This window comes from Sphingobacterium sp. UBA5789 (genome assembly GCF_002418355.1).
Taxonomy (GTDB): domain Bacteria; phylum Bacteroidota; class Bacteroidia; order Sphingobacteriales; family Sphingobacteriaceae; genus Sphingobacterium.
Map to the genome: position 1 here is coordinate 973,250 of NZ_DIDX01000004.1, position 23,431 is coordinate 996,680.

At 39.2% G+C, this 23,431-nt stretch carries 26 protein-coding genes; 16 read left to right on the forward strand and 10 right to left on the reverse strand.

Annotation, left to right across the window (positions count from 1 at the left end; translation table 11 throughout):
- The first annotated feature begins 121 nt into the window (after window positions 1–121).
- From B4B65_RS13560 to B4B65_RS13575, 4 genes are all read left to right on the forward strand, one after another.
- Complete coding sequence (locus B4B65_RS13560) at window positions 122–652, forward strand: FUSC family protein (protein ID WP_201679529.1); 531 nt, start codon at window positions 122–124, stop codon at window positions 650–652.
- 52 nt (window positions 653–704) lie between these two features.
- On the forward strand, window positions 705–2,570 hold the full coding sequence (locus B4B65_RS13565; RefSeq protein WP_293916118.1) for a CocE/NonD family hydrolase: 1,866 nt from the start codon (window positions 705–707) through the stop codon (window positions 2,568–2,570).
- A gap of 186 nt (window positions 2,571–2,756) precedes the next feature.
- The gene (locus B4B65_RS13570) at window positions 2,757–3,230 is read left to right on the forward strand and encodes an Lrp/AsnC family transcriptional regulator (RefSeq protein ID WP_002994666.1); all 474 of its coding nucleotides are present in this window, start codon (window positions 2,757–2,759) and stop codon (window positions 3,228–3,230) included.
- 27 nt (window positions 3,231–3,257) lie between these two features.
- Window positions 3,258–4,352, forward strand: a complete 1,095-nt coding sequence (locus tag B4B65_RS13575; RefSeq protein ID WP_293916119.1) for an EamA family transporter — start codon at window positions 3,258–3,260, stop codon at window positions 4,350–4,352.
- Between the two features lie 109 nt (window positions 4,353–4,461).
- On the opposite strand, the gene B4B65_RS13580 is transcribed toward B4B65_RS13575, so the two are convergent.
- Entirely contained in the window at window positions 4,462–4,761 is a 300-nt protein-coding gene (locus B4B65_RS13580) for a YgaP family membrane protein (protein WP_002994663.1), read from the reverse strand.
- Between the two features lie 141 nt (window positions 4,762–4,902).
- Between B4B65_RS13580 and B4B65_RS13585 the strand changes: the two genes are divergently transcribed.
- Window positions 4,903–5,748: an ATP cone domain-containing protein gene (locus B4B65_RS13585; RefSeq protein WP_293916120.1), complete on the forward strand. Its 846-nt coding sequence runs from the start codon at window positions 4,903–4,905 to the stop codon at window positions 5,746–5,748.
- A gap of 8 nt (window positions 5,749–5,756) precedes the next feature.
- Window positions 5,757–6,503 (forward strand): TIGR00730 family Rossman fold protein, encoded by a 747-nt coding sequence (locus tag B4B65_RS13590; RefSeq protein ID WP_201679533.1) that lies wholly within the window; start codon window positions 5,757–5,759, stop codon window positions 6,501–6,503.
- A 212-nt stretch (window positions 6,504–6,715) separates the two neighbouring features.
- Here the strand turns inward: B4B65_RS13590 and B4B65_RS13595 are convergent, their stop codons facing one another.
- Both B4B65_RS13595 and ispE read right to left on the reverse strand, forming a co-directional pair.
- Entirely contained in the window at window positions 6,716–7,072 is a 357-nt protein-coding gene (locus tag B4B65_RS13595) for a hypothetical protein (protein WP_293916121.1), read from the reverse strand.
- 183 nt (window positions 7,073–7,255) lie between these two features.
- Entirely contained in the window at window positions 7,256–8,065 is an 810-nt protein-coding gene (ispE, locus tag B4B65_RS13600; protein WP_293916122.1) for a 4-(cytidine 5'-diphospho)-2-C-methyl-D-erythritol kinase, read from the reverse strand.
- Window positions 8,066–8,222: 157 nt separating this feature from the next.
- Here ispE and B4B65_RS13605 point away from each other — a divergent pair, with 157 nt between their 5' ends.
- Window positions 8,223–8,759 (forward strand): DUF2975 domain-containing protein, encoded by a 537-nt coding sequence (locus B4B65_RS13605; protein WP_293916123.1) that lies wholly within the window; start codon window positions 8,223–8,225, stop codon window positions 8,757–8,759.
- A 2-nt stretch (window positions 8,760–8,761) separates the two neighbouring features.
- Complete coding sequence (locus tag B4B65_RS13610; RefSeq protein WP_201679543.1) at window positions 8,762–8,974, forward strand: helix-turn-helix domain-containing protein; 213 nt, start codon at window positions 8,762–8,764, stop codon at window positions 8,972–8,974.
- A gap of 141 nt (window positions 8,975–9,115) precedes the next feature.
- Here the strand turns inward: B4B65_RS13610 and B4B65_RS13615 are convergent, their stop codons facing one another.
- Complete coding sequence (locus tag B4B65_RS13615) at window positions 9,116–10,732, reverse strand: RagB/SusD family nutrient uptake outer membrane protein (protein ID WP_293916124.1); 1,617 nt, start codon at window positions 10,730–10,732, stop codon at window positions 9,116–9,118.
- Between the two features lie 11 nt (window positions 10,733–10,743).
- Window positions 10,744–13,812, reverse strand: coding sequence for a SusC/RagA family TonB-linked outer membrane protein (locus B4B65_RS13620; RefSeq protein ID WP_293916125.1), 3,069 nt, complete (start codon window positions 13,810–13,812; stop codon window positions 10,744–10,746).
- Window positions 13,813–14,093: 281 nt separating this feature from the next.
- On the opposite strand from B4B65_RS13620, the gene B4B65_RS13625 reads away from it, so the two are divergent.
- Genes B4B65_RS13625 through B4B65_RS13635 form a run of 3 tightly spaced genes read left to right on the forward strand, consistent with a single transcriptional unit; the run spans window position 14,094 to window position 15,939 of the window.
- On the forward strand, window positions 14,094–14,816 hold the full coding sequence (locus tag B4B65_RS13625; RefSeq protein ID WP_293916126.1) for a hypothetical protein: 723 nt from the start codon (window positions 14,094–14,096) through the stop codon (window positions 14,814–14,816).
- Window positions 14,817–14,830: 14 nt separating this feature from the next.
- On the forward strand, window positions 14,831–15,373 hold the full coding sequence (locus B4B65_RS13630; RefSeq protein WP_293916127.1) for a dihydrofolate reductase family protein: 543 nt from the start codon (window positions 14,831–14,833) through the stop codon (window positions 15,371–15,373).
- A gap of 14 nt (window positions 15,374–15,387) precedes the next feature.
- Complete coding sequence (locus B4B65_RS13635) at window positions 15,388–15,939, forward strand: YfiT family bacillithiol transferase (protein ID WP_293916128.1); 552 nt, start codon at window positions 15,388–15,390, stop codon at window positions 15,937–15,939.
- Window positions 15,940–16,009: 70 nt separating this feature from the next.
- Here B4B65_RS13635 and B4B65_RS13640 read toward each other — a convergent pair whose 3' ends face one another.
- From B4B65_RS13640 to B4B65_RS13660, 5 genes are read right to left on the reverse strand one after another with little or no spacing between them, the layout of a single operon-like run.
- Entirely contained in the window at window positions 16,010–16,825 is an 816-nt protein-coding gene (locus B4B65_RS13640) for a ZIP family metal transporter (RefSeq protein WP_201679547.1), read from the reverse strand.
- Between the two features lie 20 nt (window positions 16,826–16,845).
- A complete protein-coding gene (locus B4B65_RS13645; protein ID WP_293916129.1) occupies window positions 16,846–17,250 on the reverse strand; it encodes a hypothetical protein in 405 nt (134 codons plus the stop codon).
- Between the two features lie 7 nt (window positions 17,251–17,257).
- Complete coding sequence (locus B4B65_RS13650) at window positions 17,258–17,425, reverse strand: hypothetical protein (RefSeq protein WP_201679549.1); 168 nt, start codon at window positions 17,423–17,425, stop codon at window positions 17,258–17,260.
- 10 nt (window positions 17,426–17,435) lie between these two features.
- Complete coding sequence (locus B4B65_RS13655; protein WP_293916130.1) at window positions 17,436–17,909, reverse strand: thioredoxin fold domain-containing protein; 474 nt, start codon at window positions 17,907–17,909, stop codon at window positions 17,436–17,438.
- A gap of 10 nt (window positions 17,910–17,919) precedes the next feature.
- Window positions 17,920–20,187, reverse strand: a complete 2,268-nt coding sequence (locus B4B65_RS13660) for a TonB-dependent receptor (protein ID WP_293916131.1) — start codon at window positions 20,185–20,187, stop codon at window positions 17,920–17,922.
- 120 nt (window positions 20,188–20,307) lie between these two features.
- Between B4B65_RS13660 and B4B65_RS13665 the strand changes: the two genes are divergently transcribed.
- From B4B65_RS13665 to B4B65_RS13685, 5 genes are all read left to right on the forward strand, one after another.
- Window positions 20,308–20,958 carry a metal-dependent transcriptional regulator gene (locus B4B65_RS13665; protein ID WP_293916132.1) on the forward strand — a complete coding sequence of 217 codons (651 nt, stop codon included), beginning with the start codon at window positions 20,308–20,310 and terminating at the stop codon, window positions 20,956–20,958.
- Between the two features lie 86 nt (window positions 20,959–21,044).
- Entirely contained in the window at window positions 21,045–21,599 is a 555-nt protein-coding gene (locus B4B65_RS13670; RefSeq protein ID WP_293916133.1) for a DUF1697 domain-containing protein, read from the forward strand.
- A gap of 279 nt (window positions 21,600–21,878) precedes the next feature.
- Window positions 21,879–22,382, forward strand: a complete 504-nt coding sequence (locus B4B65_RS13675; protein ID WP_293916134.1) for a hypothetical protein — start codon at window positions 21,879–21,881, stop codon at window positions 22,380–22,382.
- 36 nt (window positions 22,383–22,418) lie between these two features.
- Window positions 22,419–22,595 carry a hypothetical protein gene (locus B4B65_RS13680; protein ID WP_293916135.1) on the forward strand — a complete coding sequence of 59 codons (177 nt, stop codon included), beginning with the start codon at window positions 22,419–22,421 and terminating at the stop codon, window positions 22,593–22,595.
- Between the two features lie 146 nt (window positions 22,596–22,741).
- Entirely contained in the window at window positions 22,742–23,407 is a 666-nt protein-coding gene (locus B4B65_RS13685) for an SMI1/KNR4 family protein (protein ID WP_293916136.1), read from the forward strand.
- The last annotated feature ends 24 nt before the right edge of the window (window positions 23,408–23,431 follow it).

A 23,431-nucleotide genomic window follows, 5' to 3' on the forward strand; every position in this document is an offset into this window, starting at 1 on the left:
TCCTAACTAAAACTAAAAAACGCAAAAACTTGCATAATAAACATAAAATTATTCATATTCCTCCTTTAAATACATTTTATATTTGTGCCGTAGGATACGCACTGATACCTTTGAATAGAATATGAAAGAAAAACTACTACGTTACAGCTTAGGTTCAGATCTTATCATATATGCTCTCCGCTGTTTGATAGGATTTGGAATAGGATACTATATCTACTGGAAATTCCCTGAAAAAGAACTTTACTGGATGTTGATTTCTGTTGTACTGGTTATTTCTCCTGAGGAGAAGGATGCCAAAAAGCTGGCTATTGAACGGTTTAAATCTAATTTTATCGGATCCGTTATCGGTTTATTTTGTTATTTCATTCCTGTACATCAGGTTTTCATGATGCTGACAGGTATTCTTCTCTCTATTATTGTCTGCAGGCTCTTCAATATTCTTAATGTGGCCAGAACCTCTATGGTAGCACTGATCATCGTACTTGTACATGAACAGCAACAACATAGTTACTTCAGCGCCTTTGAACGCTTTTTATCCGTAGGAATGGGCTGTTTTATTGGTTTAATGGTCACTTTAGTGACTTCTTACTTTATTAACAAGCTTCGTCGTAAACTTAATCTTGTCCGGGAAACAGACATAAATACCGATTGATTTTTGATATTTTTACGATTCTTCCTACTTTTAATCTCATAATCTATTCCTTATGAAATTAAAAGCGACTTTTTTATTTTCTTTTATTGCCCTTTATATTCATGTAATCGCTCAGGATATATTGACAGACTCGGCTTATGTACGTGAGCATTATACCAAGATTGAGCAGCTTATACCGATGCGGGACGGGGTAAAATTATTTACGGCCATCTATATTCCTAAAGATACAAATAACAAATATCCCTTCCTGATAAACAGAACACCGTATACCGTTTCTCCATACGGAGCAGATCAGTATAAAAAAACACTTGGCAATTTTCCAGCTATGATGCGCAAGGGATATATATTCGTCTATCAGGATGTCAGAGGTAAATGGATGAGTGAAGGAACTTTTGAAGATGTCAGACCTCAGCAAAGTAAATATTCGTCCAAGAAAGACATCGACGAGAGTACGGATACATACGACACTATTGACTGGCTGGTCAAAAACATTAAAAATAATAATGGGAAGGCAGGAGTATATGGTATTTCCTATCCTGGATTCTACTCTACAGCTTCACTTGTGAATGCACATCCTGCACTGAAAGCTGTTTCGCCTCAGGCGCCTGTGACAGATTGGTATATCGGAGATGACTTTCATCACGGCGGCGCTTTATTCCTGATGGATGCCTTCCGCTTTATGTCTACTTTTGGCGTACCTCGCCCACATCCGATTACTCCGGATAAAGGGCCCAAAGGATTTGAATTTCCAATCAAAGATCAATACCGGTTTTATCTGAACGCAGGAACTGTCAAGAATCTGAAAAATACGTACTTTGCGGATAGCATCAAATTCTGGAATGATCTGTTTGCACATCCGGATTATGATCAGTTCTGGAAGAGCAGACTGATTACCCCTCACCTTACTAATGTGCAGCCTGCTGTCATGGTTGTAGGCGGTTTTTTTGATGCAGAGGATGCTTACGGAGCATTCAAAACATACCAATCTATAGAACAGCAAAACAAGAAGAATAACAATATACTTGTTATGGGTCCCTGGTTTCACGGCGGCTGGGTCAGAGGTGATGGCAGCTCCTTTGGGGATATTCAATTTGATCAAAAGACCAGCATCCATTATCAGGAAGAACTGGAACTGCCATTTTTTGAATACTATTTAAAGGGTCAGGGAAATTTCAATGCAGCTGAAGCCAACATCTTCCTTTCTGGCAGTAATGAATGGAAAAAATTTAATTCATGGCCTCCTAAAGAAACGCAGCAAAGGAATCTCTATCTACATCCGAATGGTAAATTATCCTTTGATAAAGTACAACGCACAGATAGCTGGGACGAATATGTAAGTGATCCGAATAATCCGGTTCCCTTTCAGGCGGGTGTATGGGATAGCCGTTCACGGGAATATATGGTGGATGATCAGCGATTTGCCTCTACCCGACCGGATGTCATGACCTATCAGACGGATGCTCTTTCTGAAGATATCACGTTGACCGGACCGGTAATCGCCAATCTGGTTGTATCCACTACCGGAACAGATGCCGATTATGTGGTAAAACTGATTGACGTCTATCCGGAGGATAGTTCCAATAATAAAAATACGATGATGGCAGGTTATCAGATGCTGGTCAGAGGAGAGATACTGAGAGGTAAATACCGCAACGACTTCTCCAAACCGGAAGCTTTCGTTCCGGAACAAATCACAAAAGTCAATTATACATTGCCGGATGTTGGCCATACATTCAAAAAAGGACACCGAATTATGATACAGATCCAAAATTCATGGTTCCCTTTAGCGGATAGAAACCCACAGAAATTTATGAATATCTATGAGGCCGAACCTCAGGATTTTCAGAAGGCTACACAACGTATTTTTCATGATGTACATAACAGTTCGTATATCACATTACCGGTGCTGAATAATTGACGGCACCGGCATCTGCATATACAGAATTAAAAATGAACATATTAGCTATTTAAGAGCTATTAAATAAGTATAAAAATCAAATTAACTCCGTATAATATTCTTAACATAATTTTAATGTCAGAATTTTATTCATAATTACATACAATATTTTGAATATTATTCAATAATACTTACCTTTGCACCAGAATGGCAAAAGTAGAATATAATTTAGATCAGATTGACCTTCAGATCCTGCGTATTATGCAGGACAATGCACGTACAAACAATGCAGATATTGCGCGAGAACTGGGCATGGCTCCTTCGGCAATTCTGGAACGTGTAAAGAAGCTGGAACAAAAAAATATTATCTTACAATACAATGCTAAGATCAATCCCGCTGCTGTAGATCAAAAATTGTTGTCTTTTATCTTTATCAAGGCAAATGACATTATCGGTGAACAAGGTGTAGGCATATTACTTGCTGAAATTCCTGAAGTACAAGAAGTACATGATATCGCCGGAGATGACGGATACCTGATTAAGGTAAGAACAAATGACTCTTCTGGTCTTGTCGATTTAATGCGTAATACTTTTTCGAAGATCGACGGAATTATTTCTACCCGCACTACGATCGTTTTACAAACGGTCAAAGAAGAACAAAAAGTGGTTATTCCTGAATAACAGGAGTAAATAAAGGAGGTATTTATCATGCAGGCAAATGCAACATTAAAAAAATCAAACCATGGCGCGATGGTCATCGCAGCTTATGCAGTCGTGTATATTGTATGGGGATCTACGTTTTTCTTCATTGAAAAGGCGCTTCATAGCTTCCCTCCGTTTGTATTAGGATCATTACGTTTTATAACAGCCAGTGTTATTTTAATGAGCTACTGCAAAATCAAGGGGTACAAACTCTTTCAAAAGAAAGCTGTTCGTGACGCATTGGTTGTCGGATTTTTACTCTTATTTATTGATATGGCTGCTGTTATCTGGGCAGAACAGCATATATCCAGTGGAATAGTAGCCATTATGTCTGCTGCTGCAGCTATATGGTTTGTACTGCTGGACAAATCCAAATGGAAAGAAAACTTTACCAGTGTTCCTACTATTGTAGGTCTTTTTCTGGGATTTCTGGGTGTGGTCATGTTATTTGGTGAACAATTGATGATTTCTGATGGTTCTTCTCAAAAAACAGTCCGTTTACTGGCTATGATCGCGATGGTAGTGGGATCGATATCCTGGACCGTAGGATCATTATACTCTAAGTACAGTGCAAAAAAGGAAAACAAATCTGCCGATCAGCCATCAGATCAGAAAGAAGATCTTCATGTCATGGTCAAGACAGCGTGGCAAATGGTGATTGCCGGGGTAATGTTTACGATCGTAGGATTTAGCAATGGCGAATATGCGGGCTTTGATTACACTACTGTAACTACCGCCAACTGGTGGGCATTAGCGTATCTGATTGTATTCGGATCTATTCTGGCATTCAGCTCATACATCTGGTTACTGCAAGTCAGACCGGCTACTGAAGTGAGTACGTATGCTTATGTCAATCCTATCGTAGCTGTAATCCTTACCTACTTTTTCTCTGATCACGTGGTGACCAGTCTGCAGATTTCTGGATTAGTTGTCGTACTGATCAGTGTATTATTGATGAACTGGAATCTGTATAAAGATAATACTACAGTAGTAGCAATACGTAATAAGGGTTTTAGAAGAAAATCTGTCATTGCTCCCAAAGAGAGCATTCGTATACAGGATATAGAATCTGATAAAAGAACTTCAGAAGCAATTCTTTAGATATAAAATAAGTGATGTTATTTTATAGTATAACAACAAAGCCATTGCAGATTTGCAATGGCTTTGTTGTTTATAGTGCTTGCGGATCTCTCTCCGGATCCTGACGGTATTATTTCACAAAATAGCGATGCTCTATTACAGTGACATCCTGTTCACCTGTAGCTTTTGCTATCGTGTCTTTCACTACACATTTACCGGTTACTCCTCTCCAAACCAGAGCTCCGCCCAAGGTCAATGTAGAAAATCCGGTCAACGGGCTTTTGAAAATATTGCGAATACCGATACCAAGAATAAACCCTCCTGCTACTACAGACAGAACACGCTCTGAATTGCCGACATTTCCATCAACACAACCTGTGTCCAGTTTATCCTTGACTTTTTCTAAAGCTAAATTCAATATATTGCTCATAATTTGCTCCTTTATTATAACTTTATAACAAATAGTCTTATTTTATGTTTTGAGGAGAATCCTAAAATTTAGTTAAATTTTTCAAACCATACCGCTTAGGACTTTAAGGATCCTGACGATCATTATACAACAGAACACTTTATGCAGGTAAAAAAACATTCGGGAGAGTTAGTTCCCTTCGAACCAAATAGTCTAAAACAATCTCTCTCCAGATCAGGTGCAAGTGACCAGGATGTAGAAAACGTATTTCAATCTATTCAGCAGAATCTTTATGATGGCATATCCACTAAAGAATTATATAAACTTGCTTTTGATCTGCTCAAAAATCAAAGAGATTCTTATGCTGCACGATATAGTCTCAAAAAGGCATTGCGTGAATTAGGTCCTGAAGGTTTTTATTTTGAAAAATGGATCGCCCGTCTCTTTGCAGATGAAGGATACAAAAGTATTAACGGTCAGACAGTACAGGGACATGCTGTGACACATGAAATAGATGTAGTAGCGCTCAAAGGAGATAAAATGCTGGCTGTAGAATGCAAATTCAGAAATGATATTGAAGCCAAAATTTCGGTCACTACACCTATGTATTTTATGTCAAGAGTCAAAGATATCAGTAATCTTCCTTTTAGTTTCTTTGGCGGTGAATATACTTTTACTGAAGGATGGCTTGTCACAAATGCATATTTCACATCAGATTCTACGGATTTCGGAGAATATTACAAGATGAATCTGCTTTCCTGGAATTACCCTAAGAACAGCAGTATCAAAGTACGTGTAGATGACAACGGACTGTATCCGGTGACTTGTCTAACCTGTCTGAGCGACAGTGAAAAAGGCATGTTACTCAAAAATCAATGTATACTGGTCAAAGAATTACTTGATAATCCCAGTATTCTGCAAAGTATACATGTAAATCCTGAAAAAGCTAAAAAAATCCTGAAAGAAGCAAACGAACTTGTGAACAGTCCGGTGGAAACGGAGCATTAATGCCGTATATGAAGAATATATTTTTAAAAGAGGAACAGAAGTTTATGGAAGGAGCCCGCAGCAGATGGCGGGAACTAAAATATGTAGGCGGAGTTGTATATCAGTTTATTAAAGGATTCCGTGCCCTGCATTTTATCGGACCTTGCATTACGGTGTTCGGGTCTGCCCGGTTTAAGGAAGATCATCCCTATTATGCATTAGCCAGAAAGGTATCAGCAGAAGTTTCCAGATTGGGGTTTACGATCATGACAGGTGGAGGACCAGGAATAATGGAAGCTGCTAACCGGGGAGCAAGAGATGCGGGCGGCCCTTCTGTAGGTTGTAATATTGTACTTCCGCACGAGCAACATCCTAATCCTTACCTGGATAAGTATATCAATATTGAGTATTTTTTTGTCCGGAAAGAGCTTCTTCGCAAATATTCATTTGGTATTATTACACTACCGGGAGGATTTGGCACACTGGATGAACTTTTTGAAACTATCACCCTGATCCAAACAGGTAAAATAAAAAAGTTCCCCATCGTAATTATGGGCCTGGAATATCACCGGCATGTTCAGGAGCACATTGCGACGATGGCATTGGCAGGTACAATCAGTCCTGATGATCAGGAGCTAATCCTATTTACAGACGATATCGATGAGGCTATAAGTCATATCAGAAGACATGCAGAAGAAAGTCGTATACTGAAATTACAGCCTCCTAAAAAAGCAAGCTGGGTACTTGGCGAAAAGAATCTGAAAAAACAGGCTTAATCAAAAGCATGCTATATGGTACGAGCGTAATGCCCGTACCTTACATGAATATTCTATATTTCATTTTTCAATCTTTCTCCTGATAAAATCGGGATCTCACCTTAACAAGGAGAGAAAAACGGCTTTCGGATAATACAATATCATACACTTTCTTAGTTGGCAAGAATATGATGTTTTTATTGATGCACATTTTAAATATTTAAACAGATATATCAAAGTTTCTTCATAGTCATTTGCTCTCCCCCAATCATCGGGTCATCATTATTTTTTCTTCCACTAACAAATACAACTAATTTATTATGAGATAAACTAACAATTTCAAACATTAGATCATCATTAAGTATCAATTCCTTTCCATTTAAAGTATAAAATCCATTTCTTTTAGTGTTGTCTTTACTCCATTGCTCAGAAAACTCTCCATTACTCTTAAAGCTAAAGATTGGATAATTAAAGTCTTTATTCCCTACTTTTACTGTTTGCCAATTTCCAATAATAAGATTATCGTCATCTTTCTTACAAGAAGAAAATACTGATATTGTCATTATTAAAATTACAATAATACGTTTCATAATTTTTATTACATTTTACTAAAAACTTCAATATAATTAACCTATCCGGATAGGTGTTTCTGTCTTCAAAGGAGCTGCCGCCTTTATTCTTTATGTCTGCAGCTCCTGGACTATAAAACTCTTGTCCTGAGGAAGTTCTTACAGATGTACTTCCAGCAGAAAATTTAATTTCAAGCAATGATATTACAATATGGTGGGGTAATACACGTGTCCGAATTGCTGCAGATGATCTACATTAACCTTCTCTTTGAAAATTGCATATACAGCTGATCCTGAACCGGACATAGATGCATAAAGTGCTCCCGACTCATAACACGCTTCTTTCAGGGATTTTATTAAAGGATATTTTTCAAACAGACCGTCTTCAAAATCATTGCCGATCAAGAATTTCCATTCCTGTACGGGCAGACGTACAGCTTCTTTGAGATTCACATCTGATACCTGTGGAGAAACGTTTGCATAAGCCTCTGCTGTAGAGATATGTATATCAGGCTTTATCATAACGATATAATACGAACTCAGATCCAGTTCAACCGGTTCAAAGGAAGTGCCGATATCATAAGCGTAAACAGGTTTATTCTCGATAAAAAACGGACAGTCGGCACCTAATCTGGCTGCATAATCACACAGCTGCGCCGTTGTTAATTTCAACCCAAAGCTATCATTTACAGATTTGAGAAAAAAAGCAGCATCCGCAGATCCACCTCCCAATCCGGCTCCGATAGGAATATGCTTATGTAAATAAATTTCCAGCTCAGGAAGTTGAAAATTCTCCTTTAGCAGATCGAATGCTTTCAGGCAAAGGTTCGTCCCTCCTTCCGGAATATGTATACCTGAAGTATGTAAAGCAGTTTCTTGTTTTGCTTCCACAAACTCCAGAACATCATATACGGGCAAAGGATAAAATACGGTTTCCAGATTATGATACCCGTCAGCACGTTTTTCTACAATGTGCAAACCTATATTGATCTTCGCATTAGGAAATGTAATCATAGAACGAAATTAGGAAATATTTTAAATGTTTTGAAGATGGTTACCGTATTAAAAACACAAACTATAAAAAATAAAATTTTACTGAATTAAAATCAAAATTTATTGTTTATCAATAATTATTTATTACATTTACCACATTATTATAAACTTAAAGGTTATGTCAAAAACAAATAACTTCGTGTTTAAAGCCTTGTATATCATCACATGGATAATTTTTATCGGTTTATTCATTGAAATGATTGGCTTATTTGTAAATCTTCTTTTCAGCATTTTCAAACCCGAATTTGTCCCCAAGCTTTATCAGAAGCTGGACTTAACGATGATGTATAAAGAGAATAAATTCGGTTTCTATGGAATCTACGTCTTTATTTTAACTATTTGTTACTTAAAGACAAGTCTGTTTTATATAGTCCTGGAACTCATGCATAAGATAGATTTAACAAAACCATTCAACAGTTTAGTTTCCCGCCAGATTCTATTGATTAGTTATTATACGCTTTCCACAGGACTGCTGGTTTACATTGGTGGACAAATCACCAAAAGATTAGTGCATCATGATAGTATTGCCGGCAACTTGGAGCAATTCTGGACCGATGGGGAAGCATTTATTCTGATGGGAGCTGTAGTCTATATTATCGGGACTATTTTCAAAAAAGGAGTTGATTTACAAACTGAAAACGATCTGACGATTTAACTATGCCAATCATTGTGAATTTAGATGTAATGATGGCAAAGCGAAAAATGTCGCTCAACGAGCTGTCAGAAAAAGTAGAACTAACGCTTTCTAACCTTTCCATTCTCAAAACAGGGAAAGCCAAAGCTATACGTTTCAGCACGTTAGACGCCATTTGCAAAGCGCTCAATTGTCAACCTGCTGACATTCTTGAATACGTAGAAGATCCCCTGTGATCAAGTTATGAAAGGAATAATTACGGGCCGAATGTACGAAGAGACCGATTCATGCTGTCAATTTCCAGAGCCAGACCCCATTAATAAAAGAGTCCGTTAGCACTTAACTAACGGACTCTTATACCTGATATGATGGTTGTATTAATTATAACCTTGATTCTGTGGGAAAACAGCATCAGAATTGGCATCGATTACTTCCTGAGGAATTGGCCACAGCTCATTTCCTTCTTTAATTGCTGCTTTTGATTGTGTATTGAGATCTTTTACCCTTCTCAAAAACACTTCTCTTCCAAATCTGGAAAGTGTCATTCTTCTCATCTCTTCCCCTAAAAGCTCTCTTGCTCTTTCATCAAGAAGGTAGTCCACATTGACCTGCGCAGCGGAGGCTGGTGTAGCTTTTGCTCTTGCTCTTACCACATTAATAGCATCGGCAGCTAATCCGGGATTACTTTTCTGCAGGTACGCTTCAGCCAGTAACAGATATGTCTCTGCAAGACGTACTTTTACACGATCTTTCATGTTACCTTCAAATGCCGGATTGTCCGCAGTTTTGCCATAGAAGAATTTGGTCGTTGTGGCAAACACGTTACCGGATTCTTTGATTTGTTGTGTAATATTAAGTTTAGTACCAAAAAGCGGACTTTTCGGATCGTTATGATACCAGTCTCTTTTAATATTATACTTGGAATTACGTACATCCTGAGCTTCATAACCATTCAGCCACCAGTCAAACGGACGGATATGTCCCAGACCACGGCCACCTAACGAATCTGCTAATACAAAACCCGTTTGTTGCGAGTAAAACGGAACCCATGCACGTTTGCTCCAGTCCGTATACAGATCTCCACCTCCCTGGCTGTTGTATTCTAACTGTATTGCCCAGATAGTTTCCTGATTTCCAGATTTACGGTTTTGATTTTTTTCGATAAACATATCGTGAAAATAATCACCTGCATTATCTTTTTCTGCTCCGAATCGTTGATCATTCAGTTTAAAGTAACCTGAATTGATTACCGCATTAGCTGCGATAATAGCTGAATCCGGTTTATTTGCCCATAAATACGCTTCAGCAAGGTAATGAAGGGCTGCCCATTTCGTCAGTTTACCGTCTGCGACTGTATTCGGATTGTCCGGAAGATTTTCGGATGCATAACGCAGATCCGTAATCATGTGCTGCAGCACTTCCGCTTTCGGAGTTCTTGTAAAATCTGTTCTCGGTGTTTCCGACACTTTATCCACCCATGGCACATCTCCGTACAGACTCACCAGATAACGGTATCCGTAAGCCCTGAAGAAATCTGCTGTAGCACGAACTCTTTTCGGATCATTTACCGGATCTGTCCATTTGATATCCGGATTATCCAGAGCAGTCAGGATCAGATTAGAATTTCCAATCAGTCCGTAGCTGAATTTCCAGTAATTACGCACATAACTGGAAGCCGGATTGAGGGTGTAGTTGGAGAACGGAGCCAAAGTAGCGTCTGTACCTGTAGTCTTAATAGCGACAATATCTGTACCTACCTGCAGCGATTCCTGAGGTGTAGCACCCTGAGTAAAGAAATCATTGGTCCAGGTCTGAAACTCCAGTCTGGCAAAAGCGTATAAACCTGTCAGTCCGGTTTCAAAACCATTTGTAGTGGTATACGTATTGTCAGGAGCCTGAAACCCGCTTGTATCTTCATCTAAAAAATCTTTACTACAGCCTGAAAGTGTTGCTGTAGCTACTAATAAATATGTTATATTCTTAATTGCTTTCATGATCTAAACCGTTAAAATTGTACATTGACACCCAGTGAGAAAGTTCTCGCAGATGGATATGGAGACAGGATATTGGTATTGGTCGGGTTTCCTGTAACGGTGCTCACATTTAATGCTTCCGGATTGAATCCTTTTACATTGGTGAACGTATACAGATTGCGTCCATTGATAAATGCTCTTATCGAACCAATATTAAGTCTCTCCAGACGCTCACCACTAAAGGTATATCCTAATGATACATCACGGATTCTCCAGTATGAAGCATTCAGATAATAGCTGTGGTTATTCACAGGTGTGTATCCCGGAGACGGAATGTCATTACTCGGACGTTCAGGAGTCCAGTACGCCATATCTGCCAGGTAGTTAGCTCCGTTATTAGGCAGGAAACGTTCGATATTTTTGAAGTTATCTTCTTTTGTTACATCAAATGCGCCGTTCATAAATACAGAAAGGGAGAATTTTTTATACGTAAATTCATTTCCGAAGCCCAATGTATAGACGGGTACTTTATTACCCATTACAGTACGGTCTGCTGCTGTGATCTTGCCATCTCCGTTTATATCCGCCAGCTTTGCATCTCCCGGTTTTGCAGCCGGCTGATGAGAGTTCGCAATATCATCTTCTTTCTGCCATACCCCTATTACTTTATAATCGTAGAATACGCGAATAGGCTGACCTATCAGCCACGCGTTTGTCAGATCGTCTTTACCATCGCCCCGCAACTCTACAATCTTATTTTTGTTATAGGCGAAATTAATGCTGGATGACCATGTAAAATCATCTTTTATAATGTTTTTAGTATTCAAACCTAACTCTATACCGACATTTTCAGTCTGTCCGATATTACTCATAATGGTATTGTATCCATTCATAACAGGTACCAGGCGGCTCATCAGCAAATCTGAAGTCTTAGCGTTGTAGAAGTCTATATTACCACTGATACGATCATTCCAAATACCAAAATCCACACCTACGTTTAAAGAGTTGGTCGTCTCCCACTTCAGGTTCGTACTTCCTCTTCCATTGTAATTCATAACAAGACCATTTGATACAGTAGCGCCGTCACCAAACAGATAATCTATTTTGGATAAGCGGTTGTATGTTTGGTAAGGGCTTACAGCCTGATTACCGTTTTTACCGTAAGAAGCTCTCAGTTTTAGGGTATTGATCAACTCTGAGGTAAAGAAATCTTCTTTTGAAATCACCCAGGCACCTGCTACAGATGGGAAAAATGCATATTTATCATTTTTAGAGAATGCAGAATAACCGTCTGAACGACCTGTCAATGTCAATAAATAACGTTCTTTATACCCATAATTGATTCTTCCCATATACGAGATAAGTGCCGTATTGGTCAGACCGGAAGTTATCTTCTGGTTTTTGGCAGCTGATCCCAGATTGTTGTATCCTACATCTGCGACAAAGTCTTCTCCATACAGACGGGACCATTTCTCCTGAGACTCTGATGCGGAATATAATCCTACGATATTCAGTTTATGATCTCCGAATGACCGGTCGTATGTCAGGAGATTTTCCCAGGTCCAGTCATACCTATTGTTATTATATATTTCACCTTTACCTCTTACTCCCATACCGTTCAGTGTATTAGAACCATAGTAGTAAGATTGTTCCATATTCTGATAATTCGTTCCGAAAGTAGTTTTGAAACTCAGCCCTTTGACCGGTAATTTGACATCCAGAAAAGTATTGGCGTATACTGTTCTTTTGATATCATCATTGATACCATTTTCGTCCGCAAAAGGATGCGGATATAAGGTTTGTGCATACATCGGATAGGTTACGATATTGCCATTTTCATCTCTGTTGATTCCGTAAGGACTCATTTTTACGGCATTATCGATAGAAGGCTGTACACCGTTACGTTTACCTTGAGAAGCCTGTACAGCCAGCCCCAGTTTCATCCATGATGTCAGGTGTTGATTCAGGTTCAGGTTAAAATTAAAACGCTCATACGGTGTGTTTTTCACCAAGCCGTCCTGATTCAGATAAGCAACTGACGCATAATAATCTGACTTATCACTTCCTCCCGAAAAACTTAACTGATGTTCGTGAACCGCAGCATTATCATTAAAGATCACATTCTGCCAATCGACTTCTTCTCCTTTTCTGTATTGCTGCAATACATTAGCAAACAGGTAGTTTTCAGGATTCAACTGATCACCTGTTTTGCCTTTCGAGATCTGATAATCACGCATAAACTGAATGTATTCAGCCCCGTTCATAAGATCAAGTCTGCGCTCTACATTCTGCACACCAAAATATCCGTTGTAACTCATGCGCGGTTTACCGGCCATACCTTTTTTGGAAGTAATAAGGATGACCCCGTTTGCGGCACGGGATCCGTAGATAGCAGTGGAAGAAGCATCTTTCAATACCGATATGTTCTCGATGGTATTGGAAGCAATATCTCCCAGTGAACCACTGAAAGGAATTCCGTCTAATATAATCAACGGATCATTTGATGCCGAAATCGAATTTTCACCACGGATAGAAAGCGACGCTGTCGTACCGGGACGTGCATTCCCGGTATTGATGTTCAATCCGGATACTTTACCCTGCAGTTTGTCCACGATATTCGGGGAATTGATATTTTCCAATGATTTAGAAGATACCGTAGCAATACTACCTGTCAGATCTGATTTTTTCTGTGCACCGTAGCCGACGATTACCACTTCTTCCAAAGCTTCATTAGCCGATTTCATGACCACAGAAGCTACTGCCGAAGCAGGTAATTCTATAGTCTCGTATCCGATAAAGGTAAAGACCAGTATCGCACTACCGGATGTAACCTTTAATTCAAATTTACCCTCATTATTTGTTGAGGCAGAATTTTGCGTTCCCTTCTCTGTCACCGTCACACCTGATAAGGGATTCCCACCTTCATCTCTTACTGTTCCGGAAAGAGTAGATTGGGATGCTACGGAATAAAAATTAGTTTCAGTCTTTACTTTCGATGCAAAGGACTGATTCGGGACGGCGAAAATGAGTGTCGGGCTCAACATTAACAGCTTCCAGTAAAGCCTGTGCTGGTACCGCTCTGATAGCAACCTACTTTTCATAAAATTTGATAATTTGTTTATAATATATTCACAGTTTATTCACGTAAATGTAGGCATAGCAACAGAGCTAACCAATGCACAACCGATTGCGCAGATCACGAAAACGATTTAGTTCGAAGTGGTAATACTATAACCGTAACATGTCCTCCTTAGCTGCAAAAAGAAATAACGAAGACCCTTAACTTATTTTCAAGACATCAAAAAACACACAGTATTTGCAACAGGAAGAATTTTATTTTTATGCGTTCCAAACCAAAGCATTAATGTTATATTTATACCAAATGAGTATTATGAACATACTTCCTTCTATTCTTATCCTTTCTGCGCTCCGTATATTTTGTTCCTGCAATCCGTCTTCAACGAACAAAACGGAAACTATACAACAGCACACTATGTCTGCGGACAGTGTGGTCAGCAATGAATTAAAACCTGCTGAAGAGCTGATTCCGGATACAGCAACGAGGCTCAGATTCAACGAGTTTTCGGTCACATTTAATCGGCTGGTCGTCTACGAAGAAGATCGTTCGACAGCTATCCGAAACACAGATTCTGTACAAATCGGAGCTGAAATGGGAGAAACTATAGAAGGACAGCTTCTCCGCATATCAGACAGTCAACTGACTGGACTGAAAGTTGAACAGCGTTATGAAACGAGTATCACGATTATGAATGAAGGTCCGCACTGTGATCTGACAGAATGGAAGCATTTTTATTCCGAATGGAACACCTTAAAGCTAAACAACAAGGGGCAGTTCATATGTGACAGCTATACAGAAGCAGATTACACAAAATTTCCGGATGTAGCGATAGAAGATCTGCAACGGGCAGCAAAAGAACACTGCGGCAGGGATTGGTTTAAACTAATTGAAAGTATAAAATCTCCGAATGAATATCCAAGTGCTGTATGGATCAGCCGATATCAATTGCGTATTACCGGACAACATAAAGATAATGGTAAACCCGTCACCAAATTTATTACTATAAATGTTCCGATGGGCTGTTAAGCATTCAAATAAATATGAAGAAAATAATTTTAGATCTGGCTGTTACTTTAGATGGATTTATTGAAGGCCCCAACGGAGAAATCGATTGGTGCATAATGGATGAAGACATGGACTTTGCCGGGTTTATGTCGGGTATTGATACTATATTTTATGGTCGTGTCAGTTATGACGCATGGGGTAATTATCAACCGGAAACAGATGCTGAACCTGTAGAAAAACAGTTATGGAATGATATCCACAGCAAACAAAAATTTGTATTCAGCAGTCAGACCAGAATAGATGAGCATGCAACTTTCGTTCACTCCGATATTGCACAAAAGGTATCTGAGATCAAAGCACAGGGTGGAAAAGATATCTGGTTATACGGCGGAGCCAGCCTGATACGGTCATTTATACAAATGGGACTGATCGATATCTACAGGATTTCTGTTCATCCGGTAGCGCTGGGAAGTGGCAAACCTCTATTTGAAAATTTAAAAGACCGTGTGCAACTGAATCTTATCCGGACCAATACATTCAAATCCGGTGTTGTACAACTTATTTATGAACAGAAATAAGAAATCAATGACATATGCAGCATCATATGGATAAACTCCGCTATCCGATCGGGAAGTTTGTCCCGCCTTTAGATATAGACCGGCAAACTATAGATGGCTGGCTAAAAATACTGGAATCCTTTCCTCAAAAATTAAAGGAAGAAGTTGTGGATTTATCGGAGAAGGAACTGGAACAAAGCTACCGGCCGGAAGGATGGACAATAAGGCAACTGGTACATCATTGTGCTGATAGTCATATGAATAGTCTGATCAGATTTAAACTGGCTCTGACAGAAGATACACCGACTATCAAGGCCTATGCGGAAGATCTGTGGGCCGAATTGCCGGATTACGGCAAAGTAGATGTTATGTGCTCGGTCAGGATTCTGGAAGGACTCCATGAAAGATGGATAGTCCTGATAAAAAACCTGACACCGGAAGAGTTGGAAAAACAATTCAGACATCCGGAATCGAATGCTCTTATTTCATTAAAAACAAATATTGGCATCTATGCCTGGCATGCTGAACATCACCTGGCACATATCCGGATTGCAAAAGGAACGTTTAAAGAAGGTGATCATCTATAAATAAAGCAAAAATATCGCTTGTTCACAGCGGATCACGCTTTAGTAACAACTGTTAATAAGCAAGATGTCCTCAGGAAAGCGCCACATCCAGCATCATCATTATTACAAATCCGATCACAAATCCCAGAATTGGAATATCCGAATGTTGTTCCTGCTGTGTCTCTGGTATCACTTCCTCGATCACGACAAAGATCATTGCTCCTGCTGCAAATGACAGTGCATATGGAAGTATAGGCATAAAAAAACCTACTGCCATAGCGCCCAACACCGCAAATACAGGTTCGACAATAGCTGATAGCTGTCCGTATGTAAAACTTTTCCAACGGGACAATCCCATTCTTCTCAGCGGCATAGACACCGCTATTCCTTCCGGAAAATTCTGTAAACCGATTCCCATAGCCAACAATACAGCACCACCAATACTGGCCTCAGGAACTCCTGCGGCGACTCCACCGAAAAGCACACCCACAGCCAATCCTTCAGGAATATTGTGCAACGCTATAGCAATTGTCAGCAAAGTGGTCCGCTGAAGAGATGACTTAGGGCCTTCAGATTGCTTAAAGTTGATGTGTAAATGAGGCATCAGCTTGTCCAGTCCGAATATAAATAATGCCCCCAGCACAAAACCGATTGCTGCAGGCGCAACTTTGGAAAATCCGCTTCCTCCACTCATTTCTATAGCCGGACTAAGCAGACTCCAGAAACTCGCCGCCACCATCACTCCTCCTGTGAATCCAAGCATACCATTCAGCAACTTCTTGTTTACATCTTTAAAAAGATATACCAATGCAGCTCCTGCTGCTGTAACTCCCCAGGTAAACAATCCGGCATAAAGAGCCGCTAATACCGGGTCTATACCGGATAAATAACTTATTAATTCGTCCATTGTATGACTTATGTTTTTATTTATTTCTGTTTATGCAACTGATCCAATCGTGTAGACATCATATGATAATATCCCTGCGCCCTTCTTAATTCCAGTCCGGCAACGAGCTGGTCTGTAATTTCATTTTGCCTGATATAGCTCAGATAATCGACCACACGCTTCAGCAATTCTTTACACTTGACATACTGCCCAAGCTCTTCATATGTATGCACCAGGTTGTTAATTGAAATAATGTAGATCTGAATATATGGAATTTCAGCAAAACTACATGATTTCTCTTCATGAGTCAATTGTACGGCCTTATCGAGTGCCAACTGATAACTTTTCAATGCTTCCTTAAATGCTCCGTTGTGGAAATCTGTATTTGCATATCCGGTCAAATGCTGCCATTCGGCTTCGATTTTCAAACAAATATTCGTATTCATATTGCCGTCAGTTTTTTAATTTATTTTTCAATAATTTGATGGCAATCTCCAGATTTCTGATATTTTTCATTGCAAAAGTAGCTTTTTTCATATTTCTTCTCATCAGATCTTCTTCATACAGTATTTTACGAAGTTGTTTTCTTTCATTTTCCAACACTTGCAGTACATATTCCATTGTATAATGATTAATTTATTTCTCTTGATTTTTCTAATACATTCTTCAGATCTGCAGGTGCTAACAAACCCTGATATCTGAATATAATATCATAGTTCTTATTGAGTATAATCCAGCAGGGATAAGACAAGTGCCCTTTCTCATCCATACCCAGGTATTCTGCTAATTCGTGCACATGTTCCTGAGATTTATAGCGGTAGAGCTGTTTATTAAACACTATATTCTCTTTTATTCCGGCATCTAAAGTGGCGTAATTAAACTCCCTCATCAATTGTAGTACGTCTGTTCTGTGTTGTAACTGTTGCCGTTGCATACGGCAATATCCGCAGTCGTCCGTGCTGATCAACAGGATAGCGGGTTTTCCATTTGCCTGCACACTATCCGGTATATTCTGAACAGGAATGCTCTTCAACTGTCCTTCTGCGTGCAGGGAAAGCATCATCAAAGCATACACTATTACTTTATATAGAATACTATTATTCATTTATATAAAATTATTTAAATATATTGTAGCGGATGCCCAGAAAACCACGGATACCCTGCATGGAAGCATAGTTATATTCGGTATCAAAGGTGTACCCATATGGATTATTCACGGGATCATCCACCGTCTTATCAAATGGATCAAAGGGTCTCATCAGCGGATATTTCGGCACAAAATTGAAAAGATTCTTTATTCCGCCATAGATTTCCACCCCATTCTTCAGTGATTTTGTTGCCTGAATATTAGCAATACAAAACCATGGTGAATACTCAGGCCGGTAATCATCAGGCTGTACAGGTAAGCGCATAGGTCCTGTCCAGTTGGCTGTAAGATCCACAACATAACCTTTAGGCAAAGAATAGGTCCCTATGAAATTACCGGACCATTTCGGTGCATGCAATTGCTGTACGCGTTGCATTTGTTCTTGTTCATTTCTTTGTTTCTGATAGACGTCCATCAACGTAACACCAGCCATAATCTTTAAAGGAAAATTAAATTTGAAGTCTGTATTGACAGAAATACCATTTGAAATTGCGTGTCCACGCAGGTTCTGATAAATAATCTTATTGGGATCCGTATCAAAATCACCTGTAATCTTGTTTGTAAAGTAAGAGTAGAATCCGGTTATATCCAGCCCCATAAAAAAGTTTTCATCAGCCACACGCAGATTGTAGTTCAGATTGCTGTTATAAGAGCGTTCCGGGTTCAGCTGTTCTGCTATCACCACTTCACGGGCACCAGTAAGGGCTGCATGGTCTTCTGTAAAGAGATTGACCACTCTGAATCCGGTTCCGAAACTGGCACGTATAGTCTGCTTGTTATCCGGTGATAGTTTATAGGCTATGCGTGGTGAATGTACACTCCCGTGATGTTGATCATGGTCAAAACGATATCCTAATAAAACAGTATGTTTATCGCTCACCTTCCACTCATCCTGAATAAATACACCCGGCAATGGCGTGGTGGCAGGCTGATTATGCGCTCCGTCTTTGGATGCTGTAGCCGGCGTATTATCATCATACCAGGTATAGCGGTAAGATGCACCTAACAGGAAGTTATGATCGGGTATGATCTCTTTGTCCCAGTAAGCCTGCACAAATCCTACTTTCTGTGTGGCCATATAAGGAGAATCACCATACCAGGAGTTCTGATCGTGCCAGTTATACGAAAACTGCGTAGTGATCTTTTCTGCTAAAGGCAACTCGTAGATTCCGATTACTTCTGCCCTGCGGGTGTATATACTTTCTCCGTATACATCGCTGCTGCCTCTGTAGGACTTATTCCAGTTCATCTCTCCTCCCCATCGGTCTTCATACACATATCGTGCGGCTATGCTGGTCAGTTTATTATCCTTTCTGTCAAACTTCCATTTGTTGAAAACCGAGACTCTGTTTTGTAAGGTCATATCTGTGAAATTGTCCTTATTGTGATCCGTTTTTTGTTGAAAATTATAATAATTAACGCCCAGCATCGAAGTAGCCTTTCCAGCTCTGAAAGAAGTCCCTCCGTCAAAACTCCCTTCTCCCCAGGTCGTACCAAACAGATCCAGCGTAAAGCGGGGTGCATGTGCAGGATTTTTGGTAATGACATTGATAATACCTCCCATAGCTTCAGAACCATATAAAGAGGAAGCTGGCCCTTTGACTACTTCCAGACGTTCAACGAGACTATTCGGTATACCGCTCAGACCATAGACAGTAGATAAAGCACTTACAATGGGCATTCCATCGATCAGAATCATGGTATATGGGCCTTCCATTCCATTGATATGGATATCACCCGTATTGCATACATTACAGTTCAGCTGAGGTTTCACCCCATTGATCATGCCCACAGCATCAAAAAGACTCGGAGTTGGATTTTTTTTAAAATATGCCGGTGTAAATACTTCCACTGGTATAGGACTGTCCAGTCGTCTTACAGTACGCATAGTACCTGTCACGACAACTTCTTCCAATGTGGCATCTGTTTGGCTCAGTACGAGCCGGAGGTCTGCATCAGGATGATCTTTATTCAATATTAATGTTTCAAGCTGAGGGTTAAATCCGGTAGATGTAACCTGCAGTTGCCAGTTACCGAAAGGAATATTGGGGAGATAAAAATTTCCTGACGAATCTGTTAATGTACCTCCCTCCTGTTTCAATATACGCACACTCGCTGCATTCATCGGATTACCCTGCTGATCTCGGATTCTACCCTTTACTGTTCCACTCTGTCCGAAAGATAGCTGAACGAGACTCCATAAGCCGAGCATAAGATTTATTTTAATTGTTTTCATTTGCATTTTCATAAATATTAGTTATTGCAAATATACAAAGTTAGTATAGACTAACAAATATTTTATCAAAAACTAACAATGCTGATATTCTGTGTATTTATATTTTTTGTATTTTTGAATATGTATTCAGCTGCAGAAGAGAATTATCTCAAATCCATGTTATCCCTTGAAAATAGTCACGGAGAGGTCAGTATCAATGAATTGAGCAAGCGGCTCAATCTGAAAATGCCTACGGTCAATGGTATGATCAAGAAATTTGCAGAAAAGGGTCTGGTACACTATGAAAGCTACAAACCGATTCGGCTGACAGCTCTGGGCAAAAAAGAGGCTTCTATGATCTTACGTAAACATCGGTTGACTGAGATGTTCCTTGCCAGAATGATGGGCTTCGGATGGGAAGAAGTACACGAGATTGCGGAACAGATCGAACATATACAATCGACCAAGTTTTTTGATAAAATGGATGAATTACTGGGATTTCCCAAATTTGATCCGCACGGCTCTCCTATACCGGATGTCAATGGAAAGGTCATAACTCCAAAATATAAATCACTTACAGAGATTGCTTCCGGCTCTACAGTACGCTTAATGGCGATCGGAGATTCCTCTCAGGAGTTTTTACAATACCTGAATTCTAAAAACATCCATCTCGCAGCTGAGATAAAGGTGCAGAGCAAAGAAACATTCGATGGCAACATGACGGTAAGTATTCAGGAAGGTAAACCTGTTGTCTTAAGTAAGATTGCGACGGACAAACTATTAGTCTCCTGATAAAGGTATACCAAACCGTTTATATTGCTAATGCGCTTTTAGTACAATAGAATAATAAAAATAAAGAACAGGGTTAAGCCATAAATATGACAAAAAAACCTTTATCGGATATAAAACCTACACATTGTGCATTTCTGCGAGGTGTAAATGTCAAAGGTACCGCTATGAAAATGGCGGATGTCTGCGCTGTATTTGCAAAAGCAGGAGTCAAAAATGTATCCTCTGTGCTGGCTTCCGGCAATATACTATTTACAACAGAAGAAAAAGCTGATGATATAAAGGTTGTATTGGAAAAAGCACTATCCGATCATTTCGCTTATGAAGCTTTTTTATTTGTAAAAAACAAATCCGAAATCGGAACCATTACCGGACAGAATCCATTTGAAACGGAGGCTGATGTACACATTTACAGTTTTGTCGGAATCGAAGAAATTGAAAATTCATTAATGGCAGCTTTTCAAAAATCTGCAAAAGCAGAACGTGAAGAAGGTCGTATTGTCAGAAATAATTTTTACTGGAAAGTTCCTAAAGGAAATACCCTCGATTCTGAATTCGGAAAGATATTAGGAAGGAAAGATATGAAGAGTACGTTTACTTCCCGCAATATGAATACATTCGAAAAGATCTTAAAGAAGATGTAGATAGCTTATCCGGTTATCTGTGCAGGAGAGTAATAATTCAAAAAGAACTATTGCGTAAGTTGGCGCCCCCGCCAACTGTTTTCAATAAACCTGTTTCAGAGCACGAGATTGAAAATGTTTATAGGTTACAATACTTCTCTAGCCCTATTGTAACCTCTCACAAAAAAAACTGTTTTTCATACGAATATTAGTCCAACCGCTGCAAATTTTAAACAGCAGTATTTCACGTTTATTTGTTTACTATATTTGATACTATAAACAACTGAAAGCTAATATAATATGAAAACAAAATCTATTTTCCCGGCTTTATTTATTACAGCAGTAGGTGCTGTATGGCTATCTTCCTGCAACGGTTCATCTGTAGATACTGTGAAAGCACTGGAGTCTAATTATGAAAATCAAAACAAGACAATAGAACTAACCGGTGAATTCGATGCACCGACTTTTACTTTTTCTTCCGGCAGGTCAAAAACACTAGGAATGCACTTTGTCGTGAAACCTCACGCTATAAGTTCTGAAAAATTTATTGTGACAGATGTTGTTTTACCAATCGGGACAGACAAAAACACGGTCGTAATGGATGTCGCTGATGATCAGAAAAATTATACCCTTAAAGATTTTTATGTTTACGATAAAGACGGAAACAAATACAATCTGGATGAGCATACGCAGTTTAAGATCACAGGAACGGTCTCATACAATGAACTTAAAAAAGAAGAAGGAGACAGAAGAGCTGATAATTTCGCTTATCAGCTAACGAATGTCACTATTCAGAAAGACTAACATAAAAATATACTATTAACCTAAATTATATTCATTATGCAAATAGAACTTGGGGATGCGTCTAATTTTGGATGGTTCATTATTGCCATAGCTGTGATTATGGCAGCAGGAATTTACATAAGCTACAGAAAAAGTCAGGTTATTAAAATTAAATATATTGTAGCTGTCATTATTATGCTTGTTGTTGGTGTAAAGTGGCTTTTAGATCACTAGTGATCTAAAAATTGTGATGAAGATAGTTCACAGGATGCCAAACCTGTGAACTAATTCTTTTAAAGTCTGATGCAATTCATACACATCATTGTCTGCCGATCTGCTTTAGTAAATTCCTTATATTTAGATTTCAAAATGAATGATTTATGCAAATTGAAAGAATACGAACCAAATTACAGCAGTTAAAGGAAACAGATACTAATTTGGAACTGTTTGGAGCCGATAATCATGCATATACCTTACAAGCACCGTTATCTATGGTTGAAATCAGAGCATTTGAATCCGAAAATGAGGTAGCTTTACCTGAGGATTATGTACTGTTTCTGACACAGTTGGGAAATGGCGGAGCGGGTCCATTCTACGGACTATTTCCTTTGCAGGAAAGCCGTATAAATCTTTCGGATAATGCCGGTAATGTTACTTATTTTAATCTCTCCAAACCTTTTCCTCATTCAGAAGCATGGAATGTCGAAGAGGAATTAGAAGCGTTGTACGATCGTATAGAGGAGGCATATGAAGCAGGAGATGAAGAACTGGAAGAAAAGTTATTTGATGAGAAGTGGGAACTTATTGGTGCGGAAGAACACGATTACGGTCGATTATATATAGCTGATTATGGTTGTGGAGTTTATATAAGCCTGATTGTAAACGGACATGAAAAAGGAAATATTTGGACAGATGACCGGACAAATGATGCCGGCCTCTACCCTTCTGTAGAATTAGGTAATACAGAACGAATTCAATTCCTGGACTGGTACGAGAAGTGGTTGGATAATGCACTGCAGGAACTGGCTACCTTAAAAAACTCCTAATATGGAACAACTATTTTTAATGAA